Origin of the sequence: Pseudoduganella aquatica (assembly GCF_009857595.1) — a bacterium.
Taxonomy (GTDB): Bacteria; Pseudomonadota; Gammaproteobacteria; order Burkholderiales; family Burkholderiaceae_D; genus Rugamonas; species Rugamonas aquatica_A.
On record NZ_WWCU01000003.1, the window covers coordinates 16,614 to 39,244 of the forward strand.

General features: G+C 66.2%; 23 protein-coding genes. 7 read left to right on the forward strand and 16 right to left on the reverse strand.

Features of this window, described 5'->3' with window-relative positions; translation table 11 throughout:
* Nucleotides 1-8: 8 nt before the first annotated feature.
* Entirely contained in the window at nucleotides 9-1,043 is a 1,035-nt protein-coding gene (locus GTP77_RS03640; protein WP_161070817.1) for an HD-GYP domain-containing protein, read from the reverse strand.
* 64 nt (nucleotides 1,044-1,107) lie between these two features.
* Entirely contained in the window at nucleotides 1,108-1,650 is a 543-nt protein-coding gene (gene msrA / locus GTP77_RS03645; protein WP_161070818.1) for a peptide-methionine (S)-S-oxide reductase MsrA, read from the reverse strand.
* A gap of 124 nt (nucleotides 1,651-1,774) precedes the next feature.
* Here msrA and GTP77_RS03650 point away from each other — a divergent pair, with 124 nt between their 5' ends.
* Together GTP77_RS03650 and GTP77_RS03655 are read left to right on the forward strand one after the other, a co-directional pair.
* Nucleotides 1,775-2,278 carry a flavin reductase family protein gene (locus GTP77_RS03650; protein ID WP_161070819.1) on the forward strand — a complete coding sequence of 168 codons (504 nt, stop codon included), beginning with the start codon at nucleotides 1,775-1,777 and terminating at the stop codon, nucleotides 2,276-2,278.
* 95 nt (nucleotides 2,279-2,373) lie between these two features.
* Nucleotides 2,374-3,558: an acyl-CoA dehydrogenase gene (locus GTP77_RS03655; protein ID WP_161070820.1), complete on the forward strand. Its 1,185-nt coding sequence runs from the start codon at nucleotides 2,374-2,376 to the stop codon at nucleotides 3,556-3,558.
* A 105-nt stretch (nucleotides 3,559-3,663) separates the two neighbouring features.
* On the opposite strand, the gene GTP77_RS03660 is transcribed toward GTP77_RS03655, so the two are convergent.
* From GTP77_RS03660 to GTP77_RS03720, 13 genes are all read right to left on the reverse strand, one after another.
* Nucleotides 3,664-4,353, reverse strand: coding sequence for an OmpW/AlkL family protein (locus tag GTP77_RS03660; RefSeq protein WP_187358601.1), 690 nt, complete (start codon nucleotides 4,351-4,353; stop codon nucleotides 3,664-3,666).
* A gap of 27 nt (nucleotides 4,354-4,380) precedes the next feature.
* Nucleotides 4,381-5,748: an SGNH/GDSL hydrolase family protein gene (locus GTP77_RS03665; RefSeq protein WP_161070821.1), complete on the reverse strand. Its 1,368-nt coding sequence runs from the start codon at nucleotides 5,746-5,748 to the stop codon at nucleotides 4,381-4,383.
* Between the two features lie 153 nt (nucleotides 5,749-5,901).
* Entirely contained in the window at nucleotides 5,902-7,416 is a 1,515-nt protein-coding gene (locus GTP77_RS03670) for an alpha/beta hydrolase family protein (protein WP_161070822.1), read from the reverse strand.
* 41 nt (nucleotides 7,417-7,457) lie between these two features.
* Nucleotides 7,458-8,945: an alpha/beta hydrolase family protein gene (locus GTP77_RS03675; protein ID WP_161070823.1), complete on the reverse strand. Its 1,488-nt coding sequence runs from the start codon at nucleotides 8,943-8,945 to the stop codon at nucleotides 7,458-7,460.
* A gap of 52 nt (nucleotides 8,946-8,997) precedes the next feature.
* Complete coding sequence (locus GTP77_RS03680) at nucleotides 8,998-10,149, reverse strand: L-threonylcarbamoyladenylate synthase (protein WP_161070824.1); 1,152 nt, start codon at nucleotides 10,147-10,149, stop codon at nucleotides 8,998-9,000.
* Between the two features lie 8 nt (nucleotides 10,150-10,157).
* Complete coding sequence (locus GTP77_RS03685) at nucleotides 10,158-11,363, reverse strand: 5-(carboxyamino)imidazole ribonucleotide synthase (protein WP_161070825.1); 1,206 nt, start codon at nucleotides 11,361-11,363, stop codon at nucleotides 10,158-10,160.
* Entirely contained in the window at nucleotides 11,356-11,862 is a 507-nt protein-coding gene (gene purE / locus GTP77_RS03690; RefSeq protein ID WP_161070826.1) for a 5-(carboxyamino)imidazole ribonucleotide mutase, read from the reverse strand. Before purE ends, GTP77_RS03685 begins: the two co-directional genes overlap by 8 nt.
* 2 nt (nucleotides 11,863-11,864) lie before the next feature.
* Nucleotides 11,865-12,758 (reverse strand): phosphoribosylaminoimidazolesuccinocarboxamide synthase, encoded by an 894-nt coding sequence (locus GTP77_RS03695; protein ID WP_161070827.1) that lies wholly within the window; start codon nucleotides 12,756-12,758, stop codon nucleotides 11,865-11,867.
* A gap of 126 nt (nucleotides 12,759-12,884) precedes the next feature.
* Nucleotides 12,885-13,949, reverse strand: a complete 1,065-nt coding sequence (gene fba, locus GTP77_RS03700; protein WP_161070828.1) for a class II fructose-bisphosphate aldolase — start codon at nucleotides 13,947-13,949, stop codon at nucleotides 12,885-12,887.
* 49 nt (nucleotides 13,950-13,998) lie between these two features.
* Entirely contained in the window at nucleotides 13,999-15,447 is a 1,449-nt protein-coding gene (gene pyk, locus GTP77_RS03705; RefSeq protein ID WP_161070829.1) for a pyruvate kinase, read from the reverse strand.
* 124 nt (nucleotides 15,448-15,571) lie between these two features.
* Entirely contained in the window at nucleotides 15,572-16,786 is a 1,215-nt protein-coding gene (locus GTP77_RS03710; RefSeq protein WP_161070830.1) for a phosphoglycerate kinase, read from the reverse strand.
* Between the two features lie 63 nt (nucleotides 16,787-16,849).
* On the reverse strand, nucleotides 16,850-17,182 hold the full coding sequence (locus tag GTP77_RS03715; RefSeq protein ID WP_161070831.1) for an AzlD domain-containing protein: 333 nt from the start codon (nucleotides 17,180-17,182) through the stop codon (nucleotides 16,850-16,852).
* A complete protein-coding gene (locus GTP77_RS03720; protein ID WP_161070832.1) occupies nucleotides 17,175-17,933 on the reverse strand; it encodes an AzlC family ABC transporter permease in 759 nt (252 codons plus the stop codon). Before GTP77_RS03720 ends, GTP77_RS03715 begins: the two co-directional genes overlap by 8 nt.
* 152 nt (nucleotides 17,934-18,085) lie before the next feature.
* Here GTP77_RS03720 and GTP77_RS03725 point away from each other — a divergent pair, with 152 nt between their 5' ends.
* Genes GTP77_RS03725 through GTP77_RS03740 form a run of 4 tightly spaced genes read left to right on the forward strand, consistent with a single transcriptional unit; the run spans nucleotide 18,086 to nucleotide 20,343 of the window.
* Entirely contained in the window at nucleotides 18,086-18,292 is a 207-nt protein-coding gene (locus tag GTP77_RS03725) for a zinc-finger domain-containing protein (RefSeq protein ID WP_161070833.1), read from the forward strand.
* Nucleotides 18,293-18,314: 22 nt separating this feature from the next.
* Nucleotides 18,315-18,734, forward strand: a complete 420-nt coding sequence (locus GTP77_RS03730; protein ID WP_161070834.1) for a YybH family protein — start codon at nucleotides 18,315-18,317, stop codon at nucleotides 18,732-18,734.
* A gap of 10 nt (nucleotides 18,735-18,744) precedes the next feature.
* Nucleotides 18,745-19,737, forward strand: coding sequence for a YheT family hydrolase (locus GTP77_RS03735; protein WP_161070835.1), 993 nt, complete (start codon nucleotides 18,745-18,747; stop codon nucleotides 19,735-19,737).
* 3 nt (nucleotides 19,738-19,740) lie between these two features.
* Complete coding sequence (locus GTP77_RS03740; RefSeq protein ID WP_161070836.1) at nucleotides 19,741-20,343, forward strand: DUF2946 family protein; 603 nt, start codon at nucleotides 19,741-19,743, stop codon at nucleotides 20,341-20,343.
* A gap of 119 nt (nucleotides 20,344-20,462) precedes the next feature.
* Here GTP77_RS03740 and GTP77_RS03745 read toward each other — a convergent pair whose 3' ends face one another.
* On the reverse strand, nucleotides 20,463-22,004 hold the full coding sequence (locus GTP77_RS03745; protein ID WP_161071104.1) for a beta-barrel assembly-enhancing protease: 1,542 nt from the start codon (nucleotides 22,002-22,004) through the stop codon (nucleotides 20,463-20,465).
* A gap of 74 nt (nucleotides 22,005-22,078) precedes the next feature.
* On the opposite strand from GTP77_RS03745, the gene moaC reads away from it, so the two are divergent.
* Complete coding sequence (moaC, locus tag GTP77_RS03750; protein WP_161070837.1) at nucleotides 22,079-22,576, forward strand: cyclic pyranopterin monophosphate synthase MoaC; 498 nt, start codon at nucleotides 22,079-22,081, stop codon at nucleotides 22,574-22,576.
* The last annotated feature ends 55 nt before the right edge of the window (nucleotides 22,577-22,631 follow it).

Consider the following 22,631-nt stretch of genomic DNA (forward strand, 5'->3'; position numbering starts at 1 on the left):
GCCAGGCCTCAGGCCGGCGTGCCCTCGTCGCGGTAGCGCGCGCTGATGGCCAGCACCTCGCCCCAGCGCGCCAGCAGCGCCTGCACGCAGCGCGCGTCGAAATGGCTGCCGCAGTTGTCCAGCAGGTACTGGCGCGCCGCGTCCATGCTCCAGGCCTGCTTGTAGGGCCGCACGCTGGTGAGCGCGTCGAACACGTCGGCCACGGCCACGATGCGGCCCACCAGCGGGATCTGCTCGCCGGCGTGGCCGTTCGGGTAGCCGCCGCCGTCCCAGCGCTCGTGGTGGCTCAGCGCGATCTCGGCGGCCAGCTGCAGCATGGGCGCCTGGCTGCCCTTCAGGATGTCGTAGCCCATGCGCGCGTGCTGGCGCATGACCACCATCTCCTCTTCATTCAGGCGGCCGGGCTTGAGCAGGATGTGGTCCGGCGTGCCGACCTTGCCCACGTCGTGCATGGGGGCCGCGTTCAGGATGTCCTCCTGCTGCTGCTCGGACAGCCCCAGTTCGGCCGCGATCAGGCGCGAGTAGTGCGCCATGCGCAGGATGTGGGCGCCGGTTTCCGGGTCGCGGTATTCGGACGCGCGCGCCAGCAGCATGATGGTCTCCTGCTCGCGCGCGCGCAGTTCGGCGGTGGCCTTGCGCACCTCCCCGCGCAGGCCCACGGTGGCGCGCCGCAGCTGCAGCATGTTGCGCGTGCGGGCCAGGAATTCCACCTTGTCGATGGGCTTGATGAGGAAGTCACTGGCGCCGTTTTCCAGCGCGCGGTGGCGCACCTCGACGTCGGTGCTGGCCGTCACCATCAGCACCGGCGGGCGCTCGCGCGGGTCGGCGTGCACGCCGTCGGCCAGCGCGGCGATCAGCGCCAGGCCGTCCATGTCCGGCATCATGTAGTCGATAATGAGCAGGTCCCAGGCATTGCTGTTGCACCAGTCCAGGGCCGCGCGCGCGGCCTGGAAACTGACGGTCTCCACGCCTTCGAGCTTGCCGATCAGGCGCGACATCAGCACCAGGTTGATGTGGGTATCGTCAACGATCACTACCTTCATGGGCAGCCACTTATTGTTATATGCGTTATGAGTACAGCGGGGTACAGCGGGGTGCAGCGCCGATTTATTTCAATTTACTGCTGTAGGTCTTGCGGAACTTGGCCACCTTGGGCGCCACCACGAAGGCGCAATAGCCCTGCAAAGGATGCTGCTCGAAATAGTTCTGGTGATAGGCCTCGGCCGGATAGAAGGGCTGCGCGGGCGACAGTTCGGTGACGATGGGCGCGTCCCACACCACCGCCATTTCCGCCATCACCTGGCGCGCGGTGGCCTCCTGCTCCGGCGACTGGTAATAGATCGCCGAGCGGTACTGGGTGCCGACGTCGTTGCCCTGGCGGTTCAGCGTGGTGGGGTCGTGGATGGTGAAGAAAATCTCCAGCAGGTCGCGGTAGCTGACCACGGCCGGATCGAATTCCAGCCGCACCACTTCGGCATGGCCGGTGGCGCCGGTGCACACCTGCTCGTAGCTGGGATCGGGCTGCTGCCCGCCGGTGTAGCCGGACACCACGCTGTGCACGCCGCGCACCTCCAGGTAGACGGCCTCCGTGCACCAGAAGCAGCCGCCGCCGAATACGGCTACGTCAGCCGCCCCCGCATTGCTAGTCATACCGCGCCTCCCGCTCAGAGTATGCTGTGATGATGGCTACTGTAACGCAAAGCGCAGGCGCATGCACCTTCAAATGATATGCGCTCCTATTCTTTGGCATAATGTTGGAAATTACAGGTTTCCAATGAATATTAGCTCCCCCCGCGCCGACTCGCGTGAATTCGATACGCCGCATTTCCGCCAGGCGTTGTCCCAGTTCGCCACCGGCGTCACCGTCATCACCACCCGCCTGGCCGACGGCAGCTTCCGCGGCCTGACCGCCAGCTCCTTCAATTCCGTCTCGCTCGACCCGCCGCTGGTGCTGTGGAGCCTGGCCAACGGCGCCAACAGCCTGCCCATCTTCACCGGCAACTCGCACTACGTGATCAATGTGCTCAACGCCGGCCAGGCCCACCTGGCCAAGCTGTTCTCCAGCCGCGGCGAGGACCCGTGGGCCAGCGCCGAGTACGAGCTGTCGCGCACCGGCCAGCCCATCCTGAAGGGCGCCGTGGCCTGGTTCGAATGCCACAACCGCAGCCGCTACCCGGAAGGCGACCACGTGATCTTCGTGGGCGAAGTGGAGCACTGCGAATTCTCGCCGCAGGCGCCGCTGGTGTTCCACGGCGGCGGCTTCCGCAGCCTGGGCTAAAAAACGGAAATTGGTGTCGCCATTTGAAAAGCCGGGCGCGGGCGGGCGTCTTAGAATGCTGGGATCATTCACATAACCCGAGACCAGGACACACCATGAGCCAAGCCCGCGCGCAATTCCACTGGGACGATCCCCTGCTGCTGAACGACCAGCTGACCAGCGAAGAACGCATGGTGCGCGACGCCGCCGCCGCCTACTGCCAGGACAAGCTGGCCCCGCGCATCCTGGAAGCGTTCCGCCACGAGCGCATGGACACCTCCATCTTCCGCGAAATGGGCGAACTGGGCCTGCTGGGCCCCACCATCCCCGACCAGTACGGCGGCCCCGGCCTGAACTACGTCAGCTACGGCCTGATCGCGCGCGAAGTCGAGCGCGTGGACTCCGGCTACCGCTCCATGATGAGCGTGCAATCGTCGCTGGTGATGGTGCCCATCTTCGAATTCGGCACCGAGGCGCAGAAGCAGAAATACCTGCCCAAGCTGGCCACCGGCGAATGGATAGGCTGCTTCGGCCTGACCGAGCCCAACCACGGCTCCGACCCCGGCTCCATGATCACCCGCGCCAAGAAAGTACCGGGCGGCTACGCCCTGTCCGGCGCCAAGATGTGGATCACCAACTCGCCGGTGGCGGACGTGTTCGTGGTGTGGGCCAAGGACGACGAAGGCGCGATCCGCGGCTTTGTGCTGGAAAAAGGCATGGCCGGCCTGAGCGCGCCCGCCATCCACGGCAAATTCGGCCTGCGCGCCTCGGTCACCGGCGAAATCGTGATGGACAATGTGTTCTGCCCGGAAGAAAACGCCTTCCCGGACGTGCGCGGCCTGAAAGGCCCGTTCACCTGCCTGAACTCGGCGCGCTACGGCATCGCCTGGGGCGCGCTGGGCGCGGCCGAAGCGTGCTGGCACACCGCGCGCCAGTACACCATGGACCGCCAGCAGTTCGGCCGTCCGCTGGCCGCCAACCAGCTGGTGCAGAAAAAGCTGGCCGACATGCAGACCGAGATCACGCTGGGCCTGCAAGGCTGCTTGCAGCTGGGCCGCATGAAGGACGCCGGCACGGCGGCGGTGGAGATCACCTCCATGATGAAGCGCAACTCCTGCGGCAAATCGCTGGACATCGCCCGCGTCGCGCGTGACATGCTCGGCGGCAACGGCATCTCCGACGAATTCGGCGTCATCCGCCACATGGTCAACCTGGAAGTGGTGAACACCTACGAAGGCACGCACGACATCCACGCCCTCATCCTCGGCCGCGCCCAAACCGGCATCCAGGCTTTCCAATAACAAAAAAAGGGGTCAGGGTTAATTAATTTAGTTGCTAAATTAATTAACCCTGACCCCTTTTTGGAGCAGAGAAACCGCCGCCTTGACGGCGGTTTTTTTACGCGCTTAGAAGCCGGAGAAGTGGTAGCCCACCGTGACGCCGACGGCCAGCGGGTCCAGCGCGGCGTCCATGGTCTGGCCGGTGGAGTAGCGCGCCGAGGTCTTCAGCTTGGTCTTGACCACGTTGATGTCGGCGAACCATTTTTCGTTGATGGCCATCGACACGCCCAGCTGGGCGCTGGCGGCCCATTTGTTTTTCATCGAGAACGTCGACGGCGGGCCGCCCGGGTTCAGCAGCGCGGTCAGCTGGCCGGAACCGGTTTCGCTGCGGAAGTAGGCGTAGGTCACGCCCAGGCCGGCGTAAGGACGGAACTTGGCGGTCGGCTCGAACAGGTGGTATTGCAGGAAGGCGGTCGGCGGCAGCACTTCCGACGTGGCCAGCTGGCCGGTGCCTTCCAGCGAACCCGAACCGTAGATCTTGTGCTTGTACGGCACGCCCAGGTCCAGCTCGACCGAGAAGTTGTCGGTCAACATGCGGCCGATGGTGAACACCGGCTGGGTGTCGGCGCCGATGTCGGCACGGCTTTCCGGCAGCGCCGGGGCGCTCACGTTGCCGCTCTTGACCTTGGGGGTGATCTTGTTCAGGCCGGCCTTCACAACCCACTCGCCTGCTGCCTGCGCCGACGCGCCCGATGCGGCGCCCATGGCGGCGGCCAGGGCCAGCGCTTTCACTGCGGTATTGATACGAATTTTCATCTTGTTATGTCTCCAGGAATGCAGTGATTACAGCCAGCCTTTTACAACCATCTTTTCGGCCACGAAGCGTGCCAGCAGCTGGTGCAGGAACGGCGTCGGATGGACGTTGTCGGCGTAGGCGTAGTGGCTGACGTCGCCAGCTTTGATGTTGGTGGCGTTGCATGCCAGCGAGCTGCCCAGCGGGTTCTTGGTCAGGTCGCAGGCGGTTTCCTTGACATTGGTCAGGCCGTACGGCGCAGGGTTGGTGGCCTGGTTGTGGTTCTCCGAGAAGGCGTCGATCAGCAGCACGGTGTCCATGCCGGCCAGGTCGGTGGCAATGACGTCGTTGAAGGCTTTCACCATGGCGTTGATCAGCGCGCGCGTCGATTCGGACTGCGCCAGGCCGGACGGCGTGTTGGCGATGTCGGGAATATTGTTGACCACCACGTATTTCGCGCCATTGGCCAGCAGCTGGTTCTTCACCAGCGCAACCACGTCCTTGGCGGCGGTGACCATTTGCGGCACCAGCGCAGGACCGTTGGCGGCGGCGTAGTCGGCGCCGGCCTTGGCGCCGGCGGCGGCGCCGTCAGCCTTGGCTTTGTCGACGATGGCGGCCTGGGTGGCCGGTACGGCAGCGCTCTTGTTGCCGGCCAGTACGGCGGCAGTCACGGCGGCGGTCACCACCGAGGTGTCGGTGTGGCCGGGACGTGCGCTCTCGGTCGCCAGGGCCAGGCCGATGGAGGCGGCGGCGGTCTGCGGATTGGTGGCGCCGGCGGCCAGCTGGCCGACCAGGCTGGTGCCGAAGGCGGTGTTGCCGGCGGCGTTGCCGGCGGCGGTGGCCGCTGCGGACAGCGCGCCCAGGTTGACCAGCAGGTCGTTATTGCCGCCCCACATGAAGATGATCTCGTCGCCCTTGAACTTGCCGCCTACGGCAGCCAGGTGGTTCTTGACCTGGGTGACGACCGGCACGGTCAGCGCGCCCAGTTCGCTGCCGGCGGCTTTGTTGCCTTCGCCGATAGGGTTGGTGACGCGCGCGCCGCCTTGGCCATAGGCGTAGCAGCCGGCACGGTTCACGACAGGCACGCTGAAGCCCTTGGCGGCGTTGCCGTCCAGGCCGGTCTGTGCCGCGCAAGGCGCCGGCAGGCCGAATTGCGCGGCCAGCAGTTCGATCCAGATCTTGCCGGTCAGCGCAGGGTTGGCCGCCGTGTTGTTGCCGTTGATGGTGAACTTGCCGCCGCCCAGTGCTTGCACGGTGCCGACGTTGTAGCTGCCCACGTCGGACAGGCTGTCGCCGAACGATACCTGGGATGCGAATTTGACTTTGAGGGTTTGATCGCCGCCGGCTGGGCTGCCGCTGCCGCAGGCGGCCAGGATTGCCGAGGCCATAACTGCCAGGGCGAGTTTGGTGTGACGCATTGTGTCTCCTGAAAAATAATGTTCTTGTTTTAAACGCACGGGCGTGCTATTCGCTACCCGACTAATATGCCAGCCTCAGCAGAGGATGTATAGCGCAATTTTGTAAATTAGGCAGTTTCGCCCAATGCAGCAAAACGCTATTTTCAGGCATTTTCAGCGGGCACGGAAGAAGTCGCGCGCGGCGCGCAGGCAGAACGGCGCCACCAGTCCGGCATGGTAGGCGTCGCGCACGGCGGCGTCGCCGGAGCCGCCGCTGATGGCGGCATTGGCCCGCACTGCGGTCTTGGCGGCGAGGAAGCCCAGTTTGGGCTGGGAATAGTCGTCGCCGAACAGCGAGGGCGTGGAATCGACGTTAACCACGTGCAGCGTGCCGCCCGGATTTTTGGCGCGGAAATAGTCGGCCGCCGCGTTGGTGTTGTAGTAGGGAACCAGCGGATCGGCGTCGCCGCCACACAACAGTAGCGGCGCGGCCGGGGCGTAGCTGCGCAGATCGTTTTTTTTCAGCCACAGCCGCAGCGCATGCGCCGGCGTGCAGGCCAGCGGATCGCTGCCGGCCACGTCGCAGGGACGCAACTGCATGTCGGCGGTATAGCCGTCGCGGTAGCTGGTGCGTATCAGGTTGCCGTCGTTGAAGAATTCCTTGCTGCCGGCCGCCTGCGGAACCGAGTTCCAGGCGAACAGCGCGCTGGCGGGCAGCTTGCCCAGGCTGGCCAGTTCGCCCAGCCCAACCGTGCCCGGCAGCAGGTTTTCTATGCCGCCGGCGTAGCGCGTTTCGTAGATGTCGCCGGGGCTGGCGTACAGCGCCGCGCCGGCGTGCTGGCCGGCGTTGACCAGCATGGGCACGAAGGCGGTGGCGCCCAAGGTGGGTGCGCCGCCGAAGATGGCGTCGCCGAATTTGAGCAGCGCGTAGGGACCGGACAGGCCGGCCGCCGCCGTCACGCTGAACTCGGCGGCGTGGCGGGTCTGCATGGCGCGCTGGGTGGCCAGCGCCACGTAGCCGCCCTGCGAATAGCCTGTGACGTAGAGCTTGGCCGAGGCGCTGGCGCCAAGCTGGCTGAACACGGCGCGCGCGGCGCGCAGGCCGTCCACCATGTCGGCCGACTGCTGCTCGCCGTCCAGGTAGGCGTGGTAGGCCAGCGTGGAGCCGGCGTAGCCCGCGTAGTTGGGCGCGACCACGATAAAGCCCTGGGCCGCGAAGATGGCGGCGATCAGGCGCGCTTCGGTGCCGTCGAGCTTGCTCATATCGTAGGACTTCAGCGGCGAGGTGCCGTGCGCGTACAGCAGCACCGGGCGCGGGCCGCTGCACGCCGGGTCGGCGCCGGAGGGCAGCATGACGGCGGTGCTGGCTTCGGTGTCTTCGCCGGCCGAGCCTATGGTGTGATAGCGCACGGTGTGTACGCCGACGGCGCACACGGGCGTACTGGTGATGGCGCTGGTGCCGCTTTGCGCGCTGTCGAGCAATTGCTTGAGGGCTTGCGGCTCGTAGGCGGCGACGGCGGCCGGGCCGCCCACCAGGTTGCCGCGCAGCGAAGGCGCCGGCGGGGGTGCGATCACCACCGGACTGGTGCTGCCGGGCGCCGTTACGCCGCCATTGCCGGCGCTGCCGCCGCCGCAACCGGCGGCCAGAACCGCCAGTACTAAAGAGATGATAACTTTCTGGTAAAACATCTGAACTCCGCTGATTCCGCCGTCAAATCAGCATAGCAGGTTCAGGGTATTGAAGACTGGAAAAAGCTGCGGGCGGCCATCAGGCAGTACTGCGCAGCGAGCCGGCTGTGGTAGCGATCGGACACTGCCTTGACAGCATCGCTACCCTTTTTGACAGCATCGGCCCGCATCGTGTCGCGTTCGTGCGCGAAAGCTTGCTTGAACGGCAAATACGCGTCGTCCGGCTGCGGGCTTTCCAGGTCGACCAGCACCGGCGCTGCGCCGTGGGCCTTGAAGTAGGCATAGGTGGCGGTGGCGTTGGAGAACGGCACCACCGGGTCCTGCGCGCCGCCGCACAGCATCAGCGGCGACGTGGGCGTGTAGTTGCGCAGGTCGTTCTTGCGCATCCATTTGCGCAGCGTGTGCTGCGGCGCGCACGCCAGCGGCTGGGCCGGGTCCAGCTCGCAGGGGTTGCTGGCCATGTCCTGCAGGTAGGCGTTGCGGTAGCTGGTGCGCACCAGGTTGCGGTCGGCAAAGAAGGCGGAGGCGTCGGCCGCCTGCGGCTGCGAGTCGCGCGCGAACAGCGCGCCCTTGGGCAGCTTGCCTTTGCTGACCAGGTCGTCCAGCCGCACCTTGTTGGGCAGCAGGCTTTCTATGCCGCTGGCGTAGCGCGCTTCGTACAGGTCTTCCGGCGCGCTGTACAGGGCGGCGCCGGCGCGCTGGCCGGAAGTGGTGAGCAGGGGCAGATAGGAGGTGACGCCGGTGTTGGGGCGGCCGCTGAAGATGTCGTCGGCCATGTGGGCCAGCGCGTAGGGGCCGGACAGCGCGGCCGTGGCGGTCACGCTGAATTCGCCGCTGTGCTGCTGCTGGATGGCGCGCTGCGTGGCCAGCGCCACGAAGCCGCCCTGCGAGTAGCCGGTGAGGAAGAGCTGCGGCGCGGCCTGCGCGCCCAGCATGGCGTAGGCGATGCGCGCGGCGCGCAGCGCGTCCACCATGTCGCTGGCTTGCTGGTCGGCGTTCAGGTAGGGGTGGTAGGGCAGGCTGGAACTGCCGTAGCCCGCGTAGTCGGGCGCCACCACGATGTAGCCCTGGGCGGCGAACATGGAGGCGATCAGGCGCGCTTCGCCGTTCAGGCGGGCCATGCTGAAGGTTTTGTCGAGCACGGTGCCGTGGGCGTACAGCAGCACCGGTCGGGGGCCGCTGCATTGCGCGCCGGGGCCGGAGGGGAGCATGATGACGGCGCCGGCGTCGGCCGGCTCGCCCTGCCCGCCCACGGTCTGGTAGCGCAGGCTGTGGATGGCGATGGCGCAGCGCGGCTCGCCGGTGACGGCCAGCAGGCCGTCGCGCCGTTTCAGCAGGCTGCGCAGCAGCGCTGGTTCGAGCTTGTCGACCACTTCGCTGATGATGTCGATGGGGACGGGGGTGGGGCCAGCGAGCAGCGCGCCGCGCGGGGGCAAGCCGGGCTCGGCCAAGGCCAAGGCCGGGGTTAAAGTCAAGGCCGAGGCCAGCGCGAACGCCAGCGTCAGCCAGGCATACAAGGTTCGGGTCATGGCGACCTCCTCTACCCCTTATGCGCGCCGGAGCAGCTCCGGCGTGGTTCCGTCAGGATTGCAGGAACGTCTCAACAATACCAGAAGAACCGAATGCTGCGCGCCGTAATCGATCGTTGACGCCAAGCCACGCGTCGTGCTGTGGCGGGGTTTCCACGAGGATGAGTTCGGCGCCGGTCTGGTCCATCGCGCGCAGCGCGGCGTACAGGCCGAAGGCGTAGCCGGCGGCGTCGGACGGCATGTGCTGGTGCGCTCCCGCCTTGGCCTGGGGCAAGGCCGAGTAGTGGATGACGGCGGCTTTGCGGCCCTTGGCGGCCAGCCTGGCCAGCGTGTCCGCCAGCGCGGCGCCGTCGCACAGGGCGACCGGGGCTTTGGGCGCGTAGTGCGATTCCAGCGTGCCGGAGGCGCGCGGGGCGGTCTGGTCCGGCAGGTTGGGCATGGCGCCGATGACGTCGGCAATGTCCTGCGCGCCGATGTGGCCGGGGCGCAGCAGCACCGGGCCGTGCGTGGCCAGGCGCGACAGGTCGAGGATGGTCGATTCGATGCCGACCTGGCTGGAGCCGCCGTCGAGCACGGCCAGGCGCAACGCGGCGGCAGCCTGAGCGGAGCCTGCGCCAGCGGCGCCAGTCTCGGCCTCGGCCGGATCAGCCATGCGCGCGGTGATGGCGGCGGCATAGGCGTGGGCGGCGGCTTCGGCCGCTTCCGCCTCGTCCAGCACCATGGCGCCGAACTCGTCGCGCACGTGCTGCGCGGTGGTCGGGCTGACGTTTCCGAACTTGTTGGCCGACGGCGCCGCCACCCCGCCCTTGCCGCCCTTGAAGGCGCTCAGCAAGGCGATGGCAACCGGGTGCGACGGGCAGCGCATGCCCACCGTGTCCTGGCCGCCGGAGACGGCGTCGGGAATGTGGGCGTTGCGCTTGAGTATCATGGTCAGCGGGCCGGGCCAGAAGGCCTCGGCCAGCTTGTAGGCTTCGGCCGGGATGTCGCTGCACCAGTAGCCGATGTCGGCGCCCGGTGCGATATGCACGATGACGGGATGGTCCTGCGGCCGGCCCTTGGCGGCGTAGATGGCCGCCACGGCCTGCGGGTTTTCGGCGTCCGCCCCCAGGCCGTACACGGTCTCGGTGGGGAAAGCCACCAGCTTGCCCGCCTCCAGCAGCACGGCGGCCGCGCGGATGGCGGCCTGGCCGGGAACGGCGTCCATGCTGCCGCTCACGGCGCGATGCCCAGGATGGCGCAGGCGGCGTTCAGCTGCTGCTGCGCTTCCGCCAGCGTGGGCGCGACGAAGGTCAGGTGGCCCATCTTGCGCGCGCGGCGCGGGTCGTCCTTGCCGTACAGGTGCAGATTGGCGCCCGGCAGCGCCAGCACCTGGTCCCAGGCCGGTTCGCGCGTGGCGTCGGTCTCGTCGCTGAACCACACGTCGCCCAGGATGTTGAGCATGACGGCAGGCGAATGCTGGCGCACGTCGCCCAGCGGCAGGCGCGCCATGGCGCGCACCTGCTGCGCGAACTGGCTGGTGACGCAGGCGTCCATGGTGTAGTGCCCGCTGTTGTGCGGACGCGGCGCCATTTCATTGACCACCAGCGAACCGTCTTTCAGCACGAAGAACTCGATGCACAGCACGCCCACATAGCCCAGCTCGGCCACGATGGCCTGCGCCGCCGCCTGCGCCTTCTTCGCGCAGTCGTCCGACACATTGGGGCCGGGCACGGTGGTGGTGAACAGGATGCCGTCGCGGTGCACGTTCTCGGCGATCGGGTAGACCACCGACTGGCCGTCCGCGCCGCGCGCGGTCAGCACCGACACCTCATAGGCCAGCGGCAGCATCTTCTCCAGCAGACAGGCCACCTGGCCCATGCTGTCGAAGGCGGCGCGCACGTCCTCGCGGGAGCGCACGCGCACCTGGCCCTTGCCGTCGTAGCCCATGCGCACGGTTTTCAGGATGCCGGGCAGCAGCTCGTCGCCGATGGCGTCGATATCCGCTTGCGAGGCGATCACCTTGTGCGGCGCGGGCTGCACGCCGGACTTGGCGGCGCAGCCGACAAAAAAGCTTTTCTCGGCGATGCGGTCCTGCGCCACCGACACGCCATGCGCGTCCGGCGCCACGAACACGTGCTGCGACAGCCGGGACAGGCTGTCGGCGGGCACGTTCTCAAACTCGGTGGTGACGGCGAAGCACTGCGCCGCCAGCACATCCAGGCCCTGGCCGTCGCTGTAGCCGGCGTTGATGAGACGCTGTGCGACCTGCCCTGCCGGGCAATCGTCGGACGGCTCCAGCACGGCCACCTGGTAGCCCATGCTTTGCGCGGCTTGCGCGAACATGCGGCCCAGCTGGCCGCCGCCCATCACGCCCAGCCAGGCTTGCGGATTGGCGCTGGGCAGGAAGGGCGTAAATTGCTGCGGTGAAGATTTACTCATTTTCAAGCGGTAAAGTCATGGCCTTGGCGGCTGCGGTTTGCGTGGCGCGGAAGGCTTCCAGCTGTTCAGCCATAGCGTCGTCGGTGCCGGCGATGATGGCCACGGCCGTCAGCGCGGCGTTGGCGGCGCCCGCTTCGCCGATGGCGAAGGTGGACACCGGCACGCCCTTGGGCATCTGCACGATGGACAGCAGCGAGTCTTCGCCGCGCAGGTATTTGGACGGCACGGGCACGCCCAGCACCGGCACGATGGTCATCGCGGCCACCATGCCAGGCAGGTGGGCCGCGCCGCCGGCGCCGGCGATGATGGCGCGCAGGCCGCGCGCGCGGGCGCTCCTGGCGTAGGCGTACATCTCGTCGGGCATGCGGTGCGCGGAAATGACTTGCGCTTCAAACGGCACGTTGAACTGCTTGAGGATGGCAACCGCGTTCTGCATCACGTCCCAGTCCGAAGACGAGCCCATGATGACGCCGACCAGGGGTTTGTTCTGATCGGCCATGCTTATACCTTCAGCTTCTCGCCGGTCAGGCGTTCAATGGCTTCGAAGTACTTGGCTTGGGTCTTGTTGATCACGTCCGCCGGCAGCGCAGGCGCCGGTGCGGTTTTGCCCCAGGTCAGGGTTTCCAGGTAGTCGCGCACGAACTGCTTGTCGAACGACGGCGGCGACATGCCGGGCTGGTAGGAGTCCGCTGGCCAGAAGCGCGACGAGTCGGCGGTCAGCACTTCGTCCATCAGGTGCATGACGCCGTTTTCGTCCAGGCCGAACTCGAACTTGGTGTCGGCGATGATGATGCCCTTGGTGGCGGCGTATTCGGCCGCGGCCTTGTACAGCGCGATGCTGACGTCGCGCATCTTGGCGGCCAGTTCGGCGCCGATGCGGCCTTCCATGTCGGCAAAGCTGATGTTCTCGTCGTGCTCGCCCAGGTCGGCCTTGGCGGCCGGGGTGAACAGCGGCTCAGGCAGTTTCTCGGCCTGCTTCAGGCCTGCCGGCAGCTGGATGCCGCAGATGCTGCCGGTGTCCTGGTAGTCCTTCCAGCCCGAACCGATGATGTAGCCGCGCACCACCGCTTCCACCATGATGGGCTTGAGGCGCTTGGCCACCACGGCGCGGCCTTTGACCTGCTCCACCTCATCGGCGGCCACCACGGACTCGGGCGCAACGCCGGTCAGGTGGTTAGGCACGATGTGGCCCAGTTTCTCGAACCAGAAGTCGCTCATCTGGTTCAGGACCATGCCCTTGCCGGGGATCGGTTCGTTCATGACGACGTCGAAGGCCGACAGGCGGTCGGTGGTGACGATCAAGATCTTGTCGTCGCCGACAGCGTAGTTATCGCGGACTTTGCCGTGGCCGAGCAGTGGCAGGGACTTGATGGAGGATTGGTAAAGGCTGTTCATAGCGGGGGGAGAGGAAAGATAACGCAAAGATAAAGCGAAACCGGCGCGCCGGGGAGTATCCCTTGGGTGCCCGCCGGTCAAGAAAATCGGGCCGAGACATCAGCTCGGCCCGTTCCAGACAGAATTTTACTTCACAATCTGCGCCAGGGCGCCGGCCTTGTAACGCTCGGCCATTTTGTCCAGCGCCAGCGGCTTGATCTTGCCGGCCTGGCCTTCGCAGCCGAACGCCAGGAAGCGCGCGCGCACCACTTCTTCCGCAGCGGCGCGGGCCGGCTTGAGGAAGTCGCGCGGGTCGAACTTGGATGGGTTCTCGAACATGTACTTGCGCACGGCGGCGGTCATGGCCAGGCGGATGTCGGTGTCGATGTTGATCTTGCGCACGCCGTGACGGATGCCTTCCTGGATTTCTTCGACCGGCACGCCGTAGGTTTCCTTCATGTCGCCGCCGAATTCGCGGATGATGGCCAGCAGTTCCTGCGGCACCGACGAGGAACCGTGCATCACCAGGTGGGTGTTCGGGATGCGGGCGTGGATTTCCTTGATGCGGTCGATCGCCAGGATGTCGCCGGTCGGCTTGCGGGTGAACTTGTAGGCGCCGTGCGAGGTGCCGATGGCGATGGCCAGCGCGTCGCACTGGGTGCGCTGCACGAAGTCGGCGGCCTGGGCCACGTCGGTCAGCAGCATTTCGCGGGTCATGGTGCCTTCGGCGCCGTGGCCGTCTTCCTTGTCGCCCTTCATGGTTTCCAGCGAACCGAGCACGCCCAGTTCGGCTTCCACCGTCACGCCGATGGCGTGCGAGAACTTCACCACTTCTTTCGATACTTCGACGTTGTACTCGTAGGACGCGACGGATTTGCCGTCCGCTTCCAGCGAGCCGTCCATCATCACCGAGGTGAAGCCGGAGCGGATGGCGGCCATGCAGACCGCCGGCGACTGGCCGTGGTCCTGGTGCATGACGACCGGGATGTGCGGGTAGGCTTCGACGGCGGCGTCGATCAGGTGGCGCAGGAAGGCTTCGCCTGCGTATTTGCGGGCGCCGGCCGACGCTTGCATGATGACCGGGCTGTTCAGGGCATCGGCGGCGGCCATGATGGCCTGCACCTGCTCCAGGTTGTTGACGTTGAAGGCGGGGATGCCATAGCCGTTTTCGGCGGCATGGTCCAGCAGCTGACGCATGGATACGAGGGACATGGTATTACTCCAAACAATAAAAAAATCGGTACGGGAGGCCGGCGGGTTTTCAGGAAAACTCGCCTACCTTCACTATCTTCAATGCATTGGTGCCACCCACCTGGCCCATGGGTTCGCCCCAGGTGACCACGATCATGTCGCCCTTCTTGACGATGCCGTATTCCACCAGCAGGTCCTCGGCCTGTTTCAGCACCACCGAACTGTCGGCGCCCTGCGCCAGTTCGTAGGCGCGCACATTGCGGTACAGCGAGGCTTTGCGGGCGGTGGCCACGCTGGGCGTGAGGGCGAAAATCGGCGTGTCGATGCTGTGGCGGCTCATCCACAGGGCGGTGGAGCCGGACTCGGTCAGCGCCACGATGGCTTTCACGCGCAAATGGTGCGCGGTGAACAGCGCGCCGTAGGCGATGGACTGGTCGATGCGGGTGAAGCGGACGTTGAGGAAATCGGCGTCCAGTTTGTTGTATTCGGATTGCTCGGCCTCGACGCAGATCGCGGCCATCATTTCCACGGTCTCGATCGGGTATTTGCCGGAGGCCGTTTCGGCCGAGGTCATGACGGCGTCGGTGCCGTCCAGCACGGCATTCGCCACGTCGGACACTTCGGCGCGGGTCGGCACCGCGTTGACGATCATGGACTCCATCATCTGGGTCGCGGTGATGGCCAGCTTGTTCGATTCGCGCGCCATCTTGATCATGCGCTTCTGCAGCGCCGGCACGGCGGCGTTGCCCACTTCCACGGCCAGGTCGCCGCGCGCCACCATGATGCCGTCGGACGCGTCCAGGATCTCCTGCAGCGCGGGGATCGCTTCGGCGCGCTCGATCTTGGCGATCATCATCGGCTTGTGGCGGTAAGGTTCGCCGGCGATATTGGCCAGCTGGCGCGCCATCGCCATGTCGGTGGCGTTTTTCGGGAAGGAGATGGCCAGGTAGTCGCACTGGAAGCTCATCGCGGTCTTGATGTCTTCCATGTCCTTGGCGGTCAGGGCCGGCGCGGTCAGGCCGCCGCCCTGGCGGTTGATGCCCTTGTTGTTGGACAGCTCGCCGCCGATTTTCACGGTGGTGTGGATTTCGCTGCCCGCGATGCGGTCCACGATCAGCACGATCAGGCCGTCGTTCAGCAGCAGCACGTCGCCGGAGCGCACGTCGGTCGGCAGCGACTTGTAGTCCAAGCCCACGCGTTCCTGGTTGCCCAGTTCGCCGTTCTCGCCCCACTTCGCGTCCAGGATGAACTGGTCGCCGTTGGCCAGTTCGATCTTGCCGTGTTCAAACTTGCCGATGCGGATTTTCGGTCCCTGCATGTCCGCCATGATCGCCACCTCGCGGCCGCACTCGGCGGCGGCGCGGCGCACCAACGCGGCGCGGTCGATATGGTCCTGCGCCTTGCCGTGCGAGAAGTTCAGGCGCACCACATCCACGCCGGCCCGTATCATTTTGACCAGGATGCCGAAGTCGGTGGAAGCGGGGCCGATGGTGGCGACGATTTTGGTACCACGGGACATAAGTTTCCTTTGCGGAGTTGGCGGGTTACGCGCCTGCGGCGCTAACCCGCCCTACGAACAAATTAGCAAGTAGGGCGGGTCAGGCGCGCACCGCGCCGTAACCCGCCAAGGAGCCGTCGAGAACTCAAGCGGCCGCGCGTTGCGTCAGGATTTCCACCGCCGGCAGGGTTTTACCTTCCAGGAACTCCAGGAAAGCGCCGCCGCCGGTCGAGATATAGCCAATTTTATCGGTAATGTCATATTTTGCAATCGCCGCCAGCGTATCGCCGCCACCGGCGATCGAATAGGCCTTGGAACCGGCGATGGCCAGCGCCAGCGTCTTGGTGCCTTCGCCGAACTGGTCGAACTCGAACACGCCGACCGGGCCGTTCCACACCACGGTGCCGGCCGCGGCGATCTTGGCCGCCAGCAGCTGGGCGGTCTTGGGACCGATATCCAGGATCATGTCGTCGTCGGCCACGTCGGCCACATCCTTGATGGTGGCGGCGGCGGTCGGCGAGAACTCCTTGGCGCACACCACGTCCACCGGAATCGGCACTTCGGCGCCGCGCGCGGCCATGATATCGATAATGGCCTTGGCTTCGTCCACCAGGTCGTTCTCCACCAGCGACTTGCCGATGTTCAGGCCCACGGCCTTCATGAAGGTGTTGGCGATGCCGCCGCCGACGATCAGGCCGTCCACTTTCTCGGACAGGGCCTTCAGGATGGACAGCTTGGACGATACTTTGGAACCGGCCACGATAGCCAGCAGCGGACGGGCCGGCGCGCCCAGCGCCTTGCCCAGCGCGTCCAGCTCGGCCGCCAGCAGCGGGCCGGCGCAGGCCACCGGCGCGAACTTGGCGATGCCGTGGGTGGAGGCTTCGGCGCGGTGCGCGGTGCCGAATGCGTCATTGACGTAGACGTCGCACAGGGCGGCCATCTTCTGCGCCAGCTCGTCGGCGTTCTTCTTCTCGCCCTTGTTCACGCGCACATTTTCCAGCAGCACCACCTGGCCGGCCTGCAGGCCTTCCAGGCCAGCGCCGTCCACCCAGTTCTGTTTCAGTTCCACCGGCTGGCCCAGCAGCTCGGCCAGGCGCTTGGCGACCGGCGCCAGGCTGTCTTCCGGCTTGAACTCGCCCTCGGTGGGACGGCCCAGGTGCGAAGTAACCATGACCTTGGCGCCAGCGGCAACGGCGGCGCGGATGGCCGGCACGGAGGCGCGGATGCGGGTGTCTTCAGTGATGTTGCCGGCGTCGTCTTGCGGCACGTTCAAGTCGGCGCGGATGAACACGCGCTTGCCTTGCAGGGCTTGTTGGTCGATCAGATCTTGCAGACGAATGAAGTTCAGAACAGCTTGCATGGCTACCCAAAGGACGAAGGTTGGAAAGACCGCTATTCTACCGCAACGCCGGACGCGAATCCCTTAGAAAATATGCAACAGTCTCAGGGCGGTGAAGAAGGCCATGCCGAAAATGATGGTTTCCAGCATGTTACGGCGCACCAGGTAAAACGCGATCGCGACCACGCCGGACACCAGTTTCAGATTGTCCAGGCCGATATGCACCTGGCCGCCCGGCGCCAGCAGCAGGTCGGGCGCGACGATGGCGGCCAGCGCGCAGGCCGGCGCGTAGCGCAGCACCTCGTGCACCCGTTTCGGGATATTGATATGGTGGCCGATCAGCCAGAACGAGGCGCGCGTGGCCGCCGTGGCCACCGCCAGCGCCACGATGGTGAGCCAGATTTCCCAGTCAGCCATGCTTGCCGTCCTTGTTGCGCGCCCGCTTTTCAGTCAGTTCCTCGGCCGCCATGGCCGTCAGCATGCCCAGCACGACGGCTGCCAGCAGGCCCAGCTTGTACGGCAGGCCGACGCCGGCCACCGCCACCGCGCCGGCCACGATCACGCCGCACACGGCGGGCCGGCTGGCCGTCAGCGGCACCATGATGCAGATAATGGCCAGCGTGCCGGCGAAGCCCAGGCCCCACTCGGCCGGCACCGTGCTGCCCAGCAGCACGCCGGTGATGGAACCGATCTGCCAGGCTGCCCAGTTGGGGTACATCAGGCCTTTCAGGTAGGAGACCTTGCCCGCCACCGGCGCTTCGCTGGGGTAGCGCTGCAGGAAGAGCGCGGCCGTCATGTCGCCCGAACAATAGCCGAGCAGAAAACGCTGGCGCCACGGCAGGCCGGCGAAATGCGGCGCCAGGAGGACGGAGAAAATGACGAAGCGCAGATTGACGGCGATGGCGGTCAGGAAGATGACCCAGATCGGCGCGCCGGCCGCGATCAGCGGCAGCGAGGCCAGCTGGGCCGAGCCGGCGAAGGCCATCAAGGTCATGCCCAGCGCCTGCGGCACCGTCAGCCCGCTCTTGACCATGGCCACGCCCACCACCAGGCCCCAGGCGCCGATGCCGAACAAGGTGGGGATGCCGCTTCTCAGGCCTTCGCGCCAGGAGGCTTCATCGTGGCGTGCAACATCGACAGTGGCGGTGGCTGGAGTGGCTTCGTTCATGTGGTTTTCCTGCCACGCGCGCGTTGTTTTTGTGGAAACGAACGCAAGCGGCCGGTACTGTAGATCAGGCGCTATTCTACCGATGATTCTGGGAATTGCGCGAATCCGTTAAAATCGGTGTTTTCAGCCTACGTTACACGGAGATCGCCAAGATGAGCAACACCACCCAGCCAGCAGCCGCCAACGCAGTAGAACTCGACGGCAAAGACCTGCCGGCCCACTGCCCCAACCCGGCCATGCCGCTGTGGTCTTCGCACCCGCGCGTGTTCCTGGAGTTCAATCACGACGGCGTGGCCAAGTGCCCGTACTGCGGCACCGCCTACCGCCTCAAGCCAGGCGCCGTGGTTGCCCATCACTGATTATTCCGGCCCGGAGTCTGCCATGTCAAAAAAACAATTGAACGGTAGCGCCAGCGAAGTGGAAGCCGCCTTTTACGACGCGCTGAACCGGGCCGACGTGGACGCCCTGATGGCCCTGTGGGCCGACGACGAGGAAATCGCTTGCGTGCACCCGGGCGGTCCGCGCCTGGTGGGGCACCGCGCCATCCGCGAATCGTGGTCCATCATCCTGGAGCACGGCGGCCTGCACATCATGCCGGCCGTGCTGCACGAAACCCACAACCTGATGAGCTCGATTCATTCCGTGGTGGAGGGCGTGACCGCCGCCACCGGCGAGCCGGCCCACCTGGTGGCCAGCAACGTCTATATCAAAACGCCGAAAGGCTGGCGCATCGTGCTGCGCCATGTGTCCGTGGCGCCCGGCCCCGTGCCCGTGGACAACCCGGCGCAAGTGCTGCACTGAGCGGCCGGCGATGAAGTACACCGCGCCACGGTGGCTGCCCAGCGGCCATCTGCAAACCATCTATCCCGCCGTCTGCATCAGCAAGCCGGCGGTGGCCTTCCGCCGCGAGCGCTGGCAGACGCCGGACGGCGATTTCGTCGATGTCGATTTTGTCGACGGCCAGCCCGGCCAGCCTTTCGTGGTGCTGTTCCACGGCCTGGAAGGCTCGTCCGACAGCCACTACGCGCGCGCCCTGATGGCCGAAGTGCGGGCGCGCGGCTGGTCCGGCGCGGTGCCGCATTTCCGCGGCTGCTCGGGCGAGCCCAACCTGGCGCCGCGCTTCTACCATTCCGGCGACGCCGCCGAAATCGACTGGGTGATACGCCGCCTGCACGCGCGCGCCATGGACGCGGCCTGCAGCCGCTTCTACGCCACCGGCGTATCGCTGGGCGGCAACGCGCTGCTGCGCTGGCTGGGCGAGTCGCAGCACCAGGCCGAGATCGTCGATGCGGCCTGCGCCGTGTCCGCGCCGCTGGATCTGGCGCGCGGCGGGGAGTCGCTGTCGCGCGGCTTCAACCTGCTCTACACGCGCATGTTCCTGAACACGCTCAAGCCCAAGTGCGTGGCCAAGCTCAAGCAGTTCCCCGGCCTGTACGACCTGAACGCGCTGATGGCCGCCAAGGACTTGTACGCCTTCGACAACGTGGTCACCGCGCCGCTGCACGGCTACCGCAACACGGACGACTACTGGGACCGCGCCAGCGCCAAGCATGTGCTGACCGACATCACGGTACCGACGCTGGTGCTGAACGCCAAAAACGATCCCTTCCTGCCCGGCATCCACCTGCCGCGCAAAGCCGCGCCCGGCGTGCTGCTCGATTACCCGGAGCACGGCGGTCACGTGGGCTTTGCGGCCGGCGCGCCGCCGGGCTCGCTGAGCTGGCTGCCGCAGCGGCTGATCCATTTCCTGGAAGGCGAAAACGCCAGCCGCGCGGCGGGCAAGGGCCGGATGTGCGAAGCTTGAAGCATGGATGACATCGTAAAACAAGCACTGGCCAAATGGCCCAATGTGCCGCACTGCTACGGCTGGCTGGGCCTGGACGCGCGCGGAAACTGGCGCATGCGCGACGAGCGCGCGCAGCACCTCGGCCTGCCGGGCGACAAGCTGAGCAATGCGGCGCTGGTGGGTTTTATCGTGCGCAACTACGCCAGCGACGAGCGCGGCTGCTGGTATTTCCAGAACGGTCCGCAGCGCGTGTATTTGAACCTGGAGACCACGCCGTTTGTGGCGCGCACCGATCCGGCGCAGGATTTTGTGCTGCATACCGGCGAGGCCTTGGGGCAGCCGGAGGCGGCGTATCTGACCGAGGCCGGTGAGCTGCTCCTGCAGCGCGGCAACGTGAGCGCGCAGCTGGACGACCGCGACGTGGCGCAGGCCATGGCGCTGCTGGAGATGGATGGCCGCGCCGTGGATGACGAGGCGCTGATGGCCTGGCTGGAGGGCGGCAAAGGCGCGCTGACGCTGCGTAGCGGTGATGGCGGCGCGATCGGCGTGCAGCGCGTGCGCAGTGACGGCATACCCGCGCAATTCGGTTTCATCCGCCAGCCGCAGCCGGACGCGCCGGCGTGACGCCCGGCGGGTTACGCACTCCGTGCTAACCCGCCCTACGCCCCCTCCAAATTCCGTAAATTTCGTAACTTCGTAGGGCGGGTTAGCGCGCGGCGCGCGCGTAACCCGCCAAGCGCCGCCTACGGCTCCTTGTACTTATCCCCCATCGCATCCTTGCGCCGCTGTTTGAGCTCGCGCTCCCTGGCGTCAATCTGCGCCTGGTCATAAAACGACGCATCGGTCGATTTGCGCGCCAGGTTGAGCTGATCCAGCGCCGCCAGCGTGCCGCCCTGCAAAGTGTAGGACTCCGCCAGCGCCATATGCTGCAAAGCCATCTTGCCCTGCTTGGAATAAGCCTTGGCCAGCAAGTCATGCACCTCCGGCTCCTCCTTGTAGAACTGCGCCTGCTCGCGCAGGAAGCGCGCCGCCTCCTCGAGCTGGCCGGACGCGATCATGGCCTCCGCGTACTGGTGCGCAATCCCGCGCGACAAGGGGAACTGCTGGTGCGCCGCCGACGCCTCCTTCAACGCCGCAGCAATCAGCGGCGCATTCGATTCCTGCGCCAGCTTGATATCCAGCGACAAGCTGGTGAACACCGTCGGCGCCGTATCGCGCTGGGCCATGCCGAACACGCCCTTCGGCATGGGCGCCTCGATGGTGGCGCGCGCCTTGTCCAGCCAGCGCTGCGCCGCCGCGTAGTCATTCTTCTTGAACATGGCAAACGCCATGCCGTACTGGCCCGCCGTCTTCTGCTGGCGGTTGTCCTGCTCCATCAGGCTTTCAAAATACTGCATCGCCTCGGCCAGCCCCTGCGTGCTCATATCCTGCAGCACCCGCGCGCGCGAACGCACCAGGTAAAAGGCCAGGCTGTCGAGCCGCTGCTTGTAAGGCTGCTCGCGGATGCGGGCCTGGATGTCGGCGATGCGCTCGGTGGTCAGCGGGTGCGTCAGCAGATAGGCGGGCACCAGGTCGCTGTAGTTGCGGCTGGCCGTCTGCATGCGCTGGAAAAAGGCCACCATGCCGCTGGTGTCGAAGCCCGCCTCGCCCATGATCTGGAAACCGACCCGGTCCGCCTCGCGCTCGGCGTCGCGGCCGAAATTGAGCTGCCGCTGGATGGCCAGGCCCTGCCCGCCCATCATCACGCCCATGGCCGCGTCCGGGCTGGACTTGGCCGCCAGGATGGCCAGTATCATGGCCGCCAGCGGTATCAGCGCGTCCTGCTTCTGCTGCCCCAGCTGGCGCGCAATGTGGCGCTGCGCCACGTGGCCGATCTCGTGTCCCAGCACCGAAGCCAGTTCGGACTCGGACTGCGCCGCCAGCAGCAGCGCCGAGTGCACGGCGATAAAACCGCCCGGCAGCGCGAAGGCGTTGAGCTGGCCGTCGCGCACGGCGAAGAAGAAGTAATTGAAGCTGGCCTCGCCGCGCGCGCCCGGATGGGCCGTCACCAGCGTGTTGCCCAGCGAGTTCAGGTATTCGAGGATGGGCGCATCATCGAGATAATCCTTGTTGCTGCGAATGTCATACATGATCTCCTCGCCCAGCTTGCGCTCGATCAGCGGGGAGAGCTCCTGGCGCTCGGTGTCGCCGAGGCTGGGCAGGTTCAGGGGCTTGGACGGCAGCAGCTGCGCCTCGGCCACGCCGATAGGCGCGGCGAACAGCAGGGATGCAGCCAGGGGGAGCAAGCGCGGCAAAAAACGTTTTGATTTCACAATGATATGATACCTGTCGATACCTGCAACTGACTAACTATACCCCAATGACCAGCACTCCCACCCCAGACCAGCTGACCCACTTCGACACCACAGGCCAGGCCCACATGGTCGACGTCGGCGCCAAACAGGAAACCCACCGCACGGCCGTCGCCAGCGGCAGCATCCGCATGAAGCCCGAGACGCTGGCAATCATTTTAGCGGGAAGCGCGAAGAAAGGTGACGTCCTGGGTATCGCGCGCATCGCCGCCATCATGGGCGCCAAGCGCACCAGCGACCTGGTGCCCCTGTGCCACCCGCTGGCGCTGACCCGCGTGACGGTCGACTTCAGCACCGACGAAGCCAATTCCAGCGTGCACTGCCGCGCGCAAGTGGAAACCTACGGCAAGACCGGCGTGGAAATGGAAGCGCTGACCGCCGTCCAGGTCGGCCTGCTGACCGTGTACGACATGTGCAAAGCCGTCGACCGCGGCATGGTGATGACGGACATCCGCGTGATGGAAAAACACGGCGGCAAGAGCGGCGACTGGAGCGTGACCAGCTAAACCCTTGTGGCAGCTGCCATCTGCCGCGCAGCTGCGCGAAGACCTGAATCAGGGC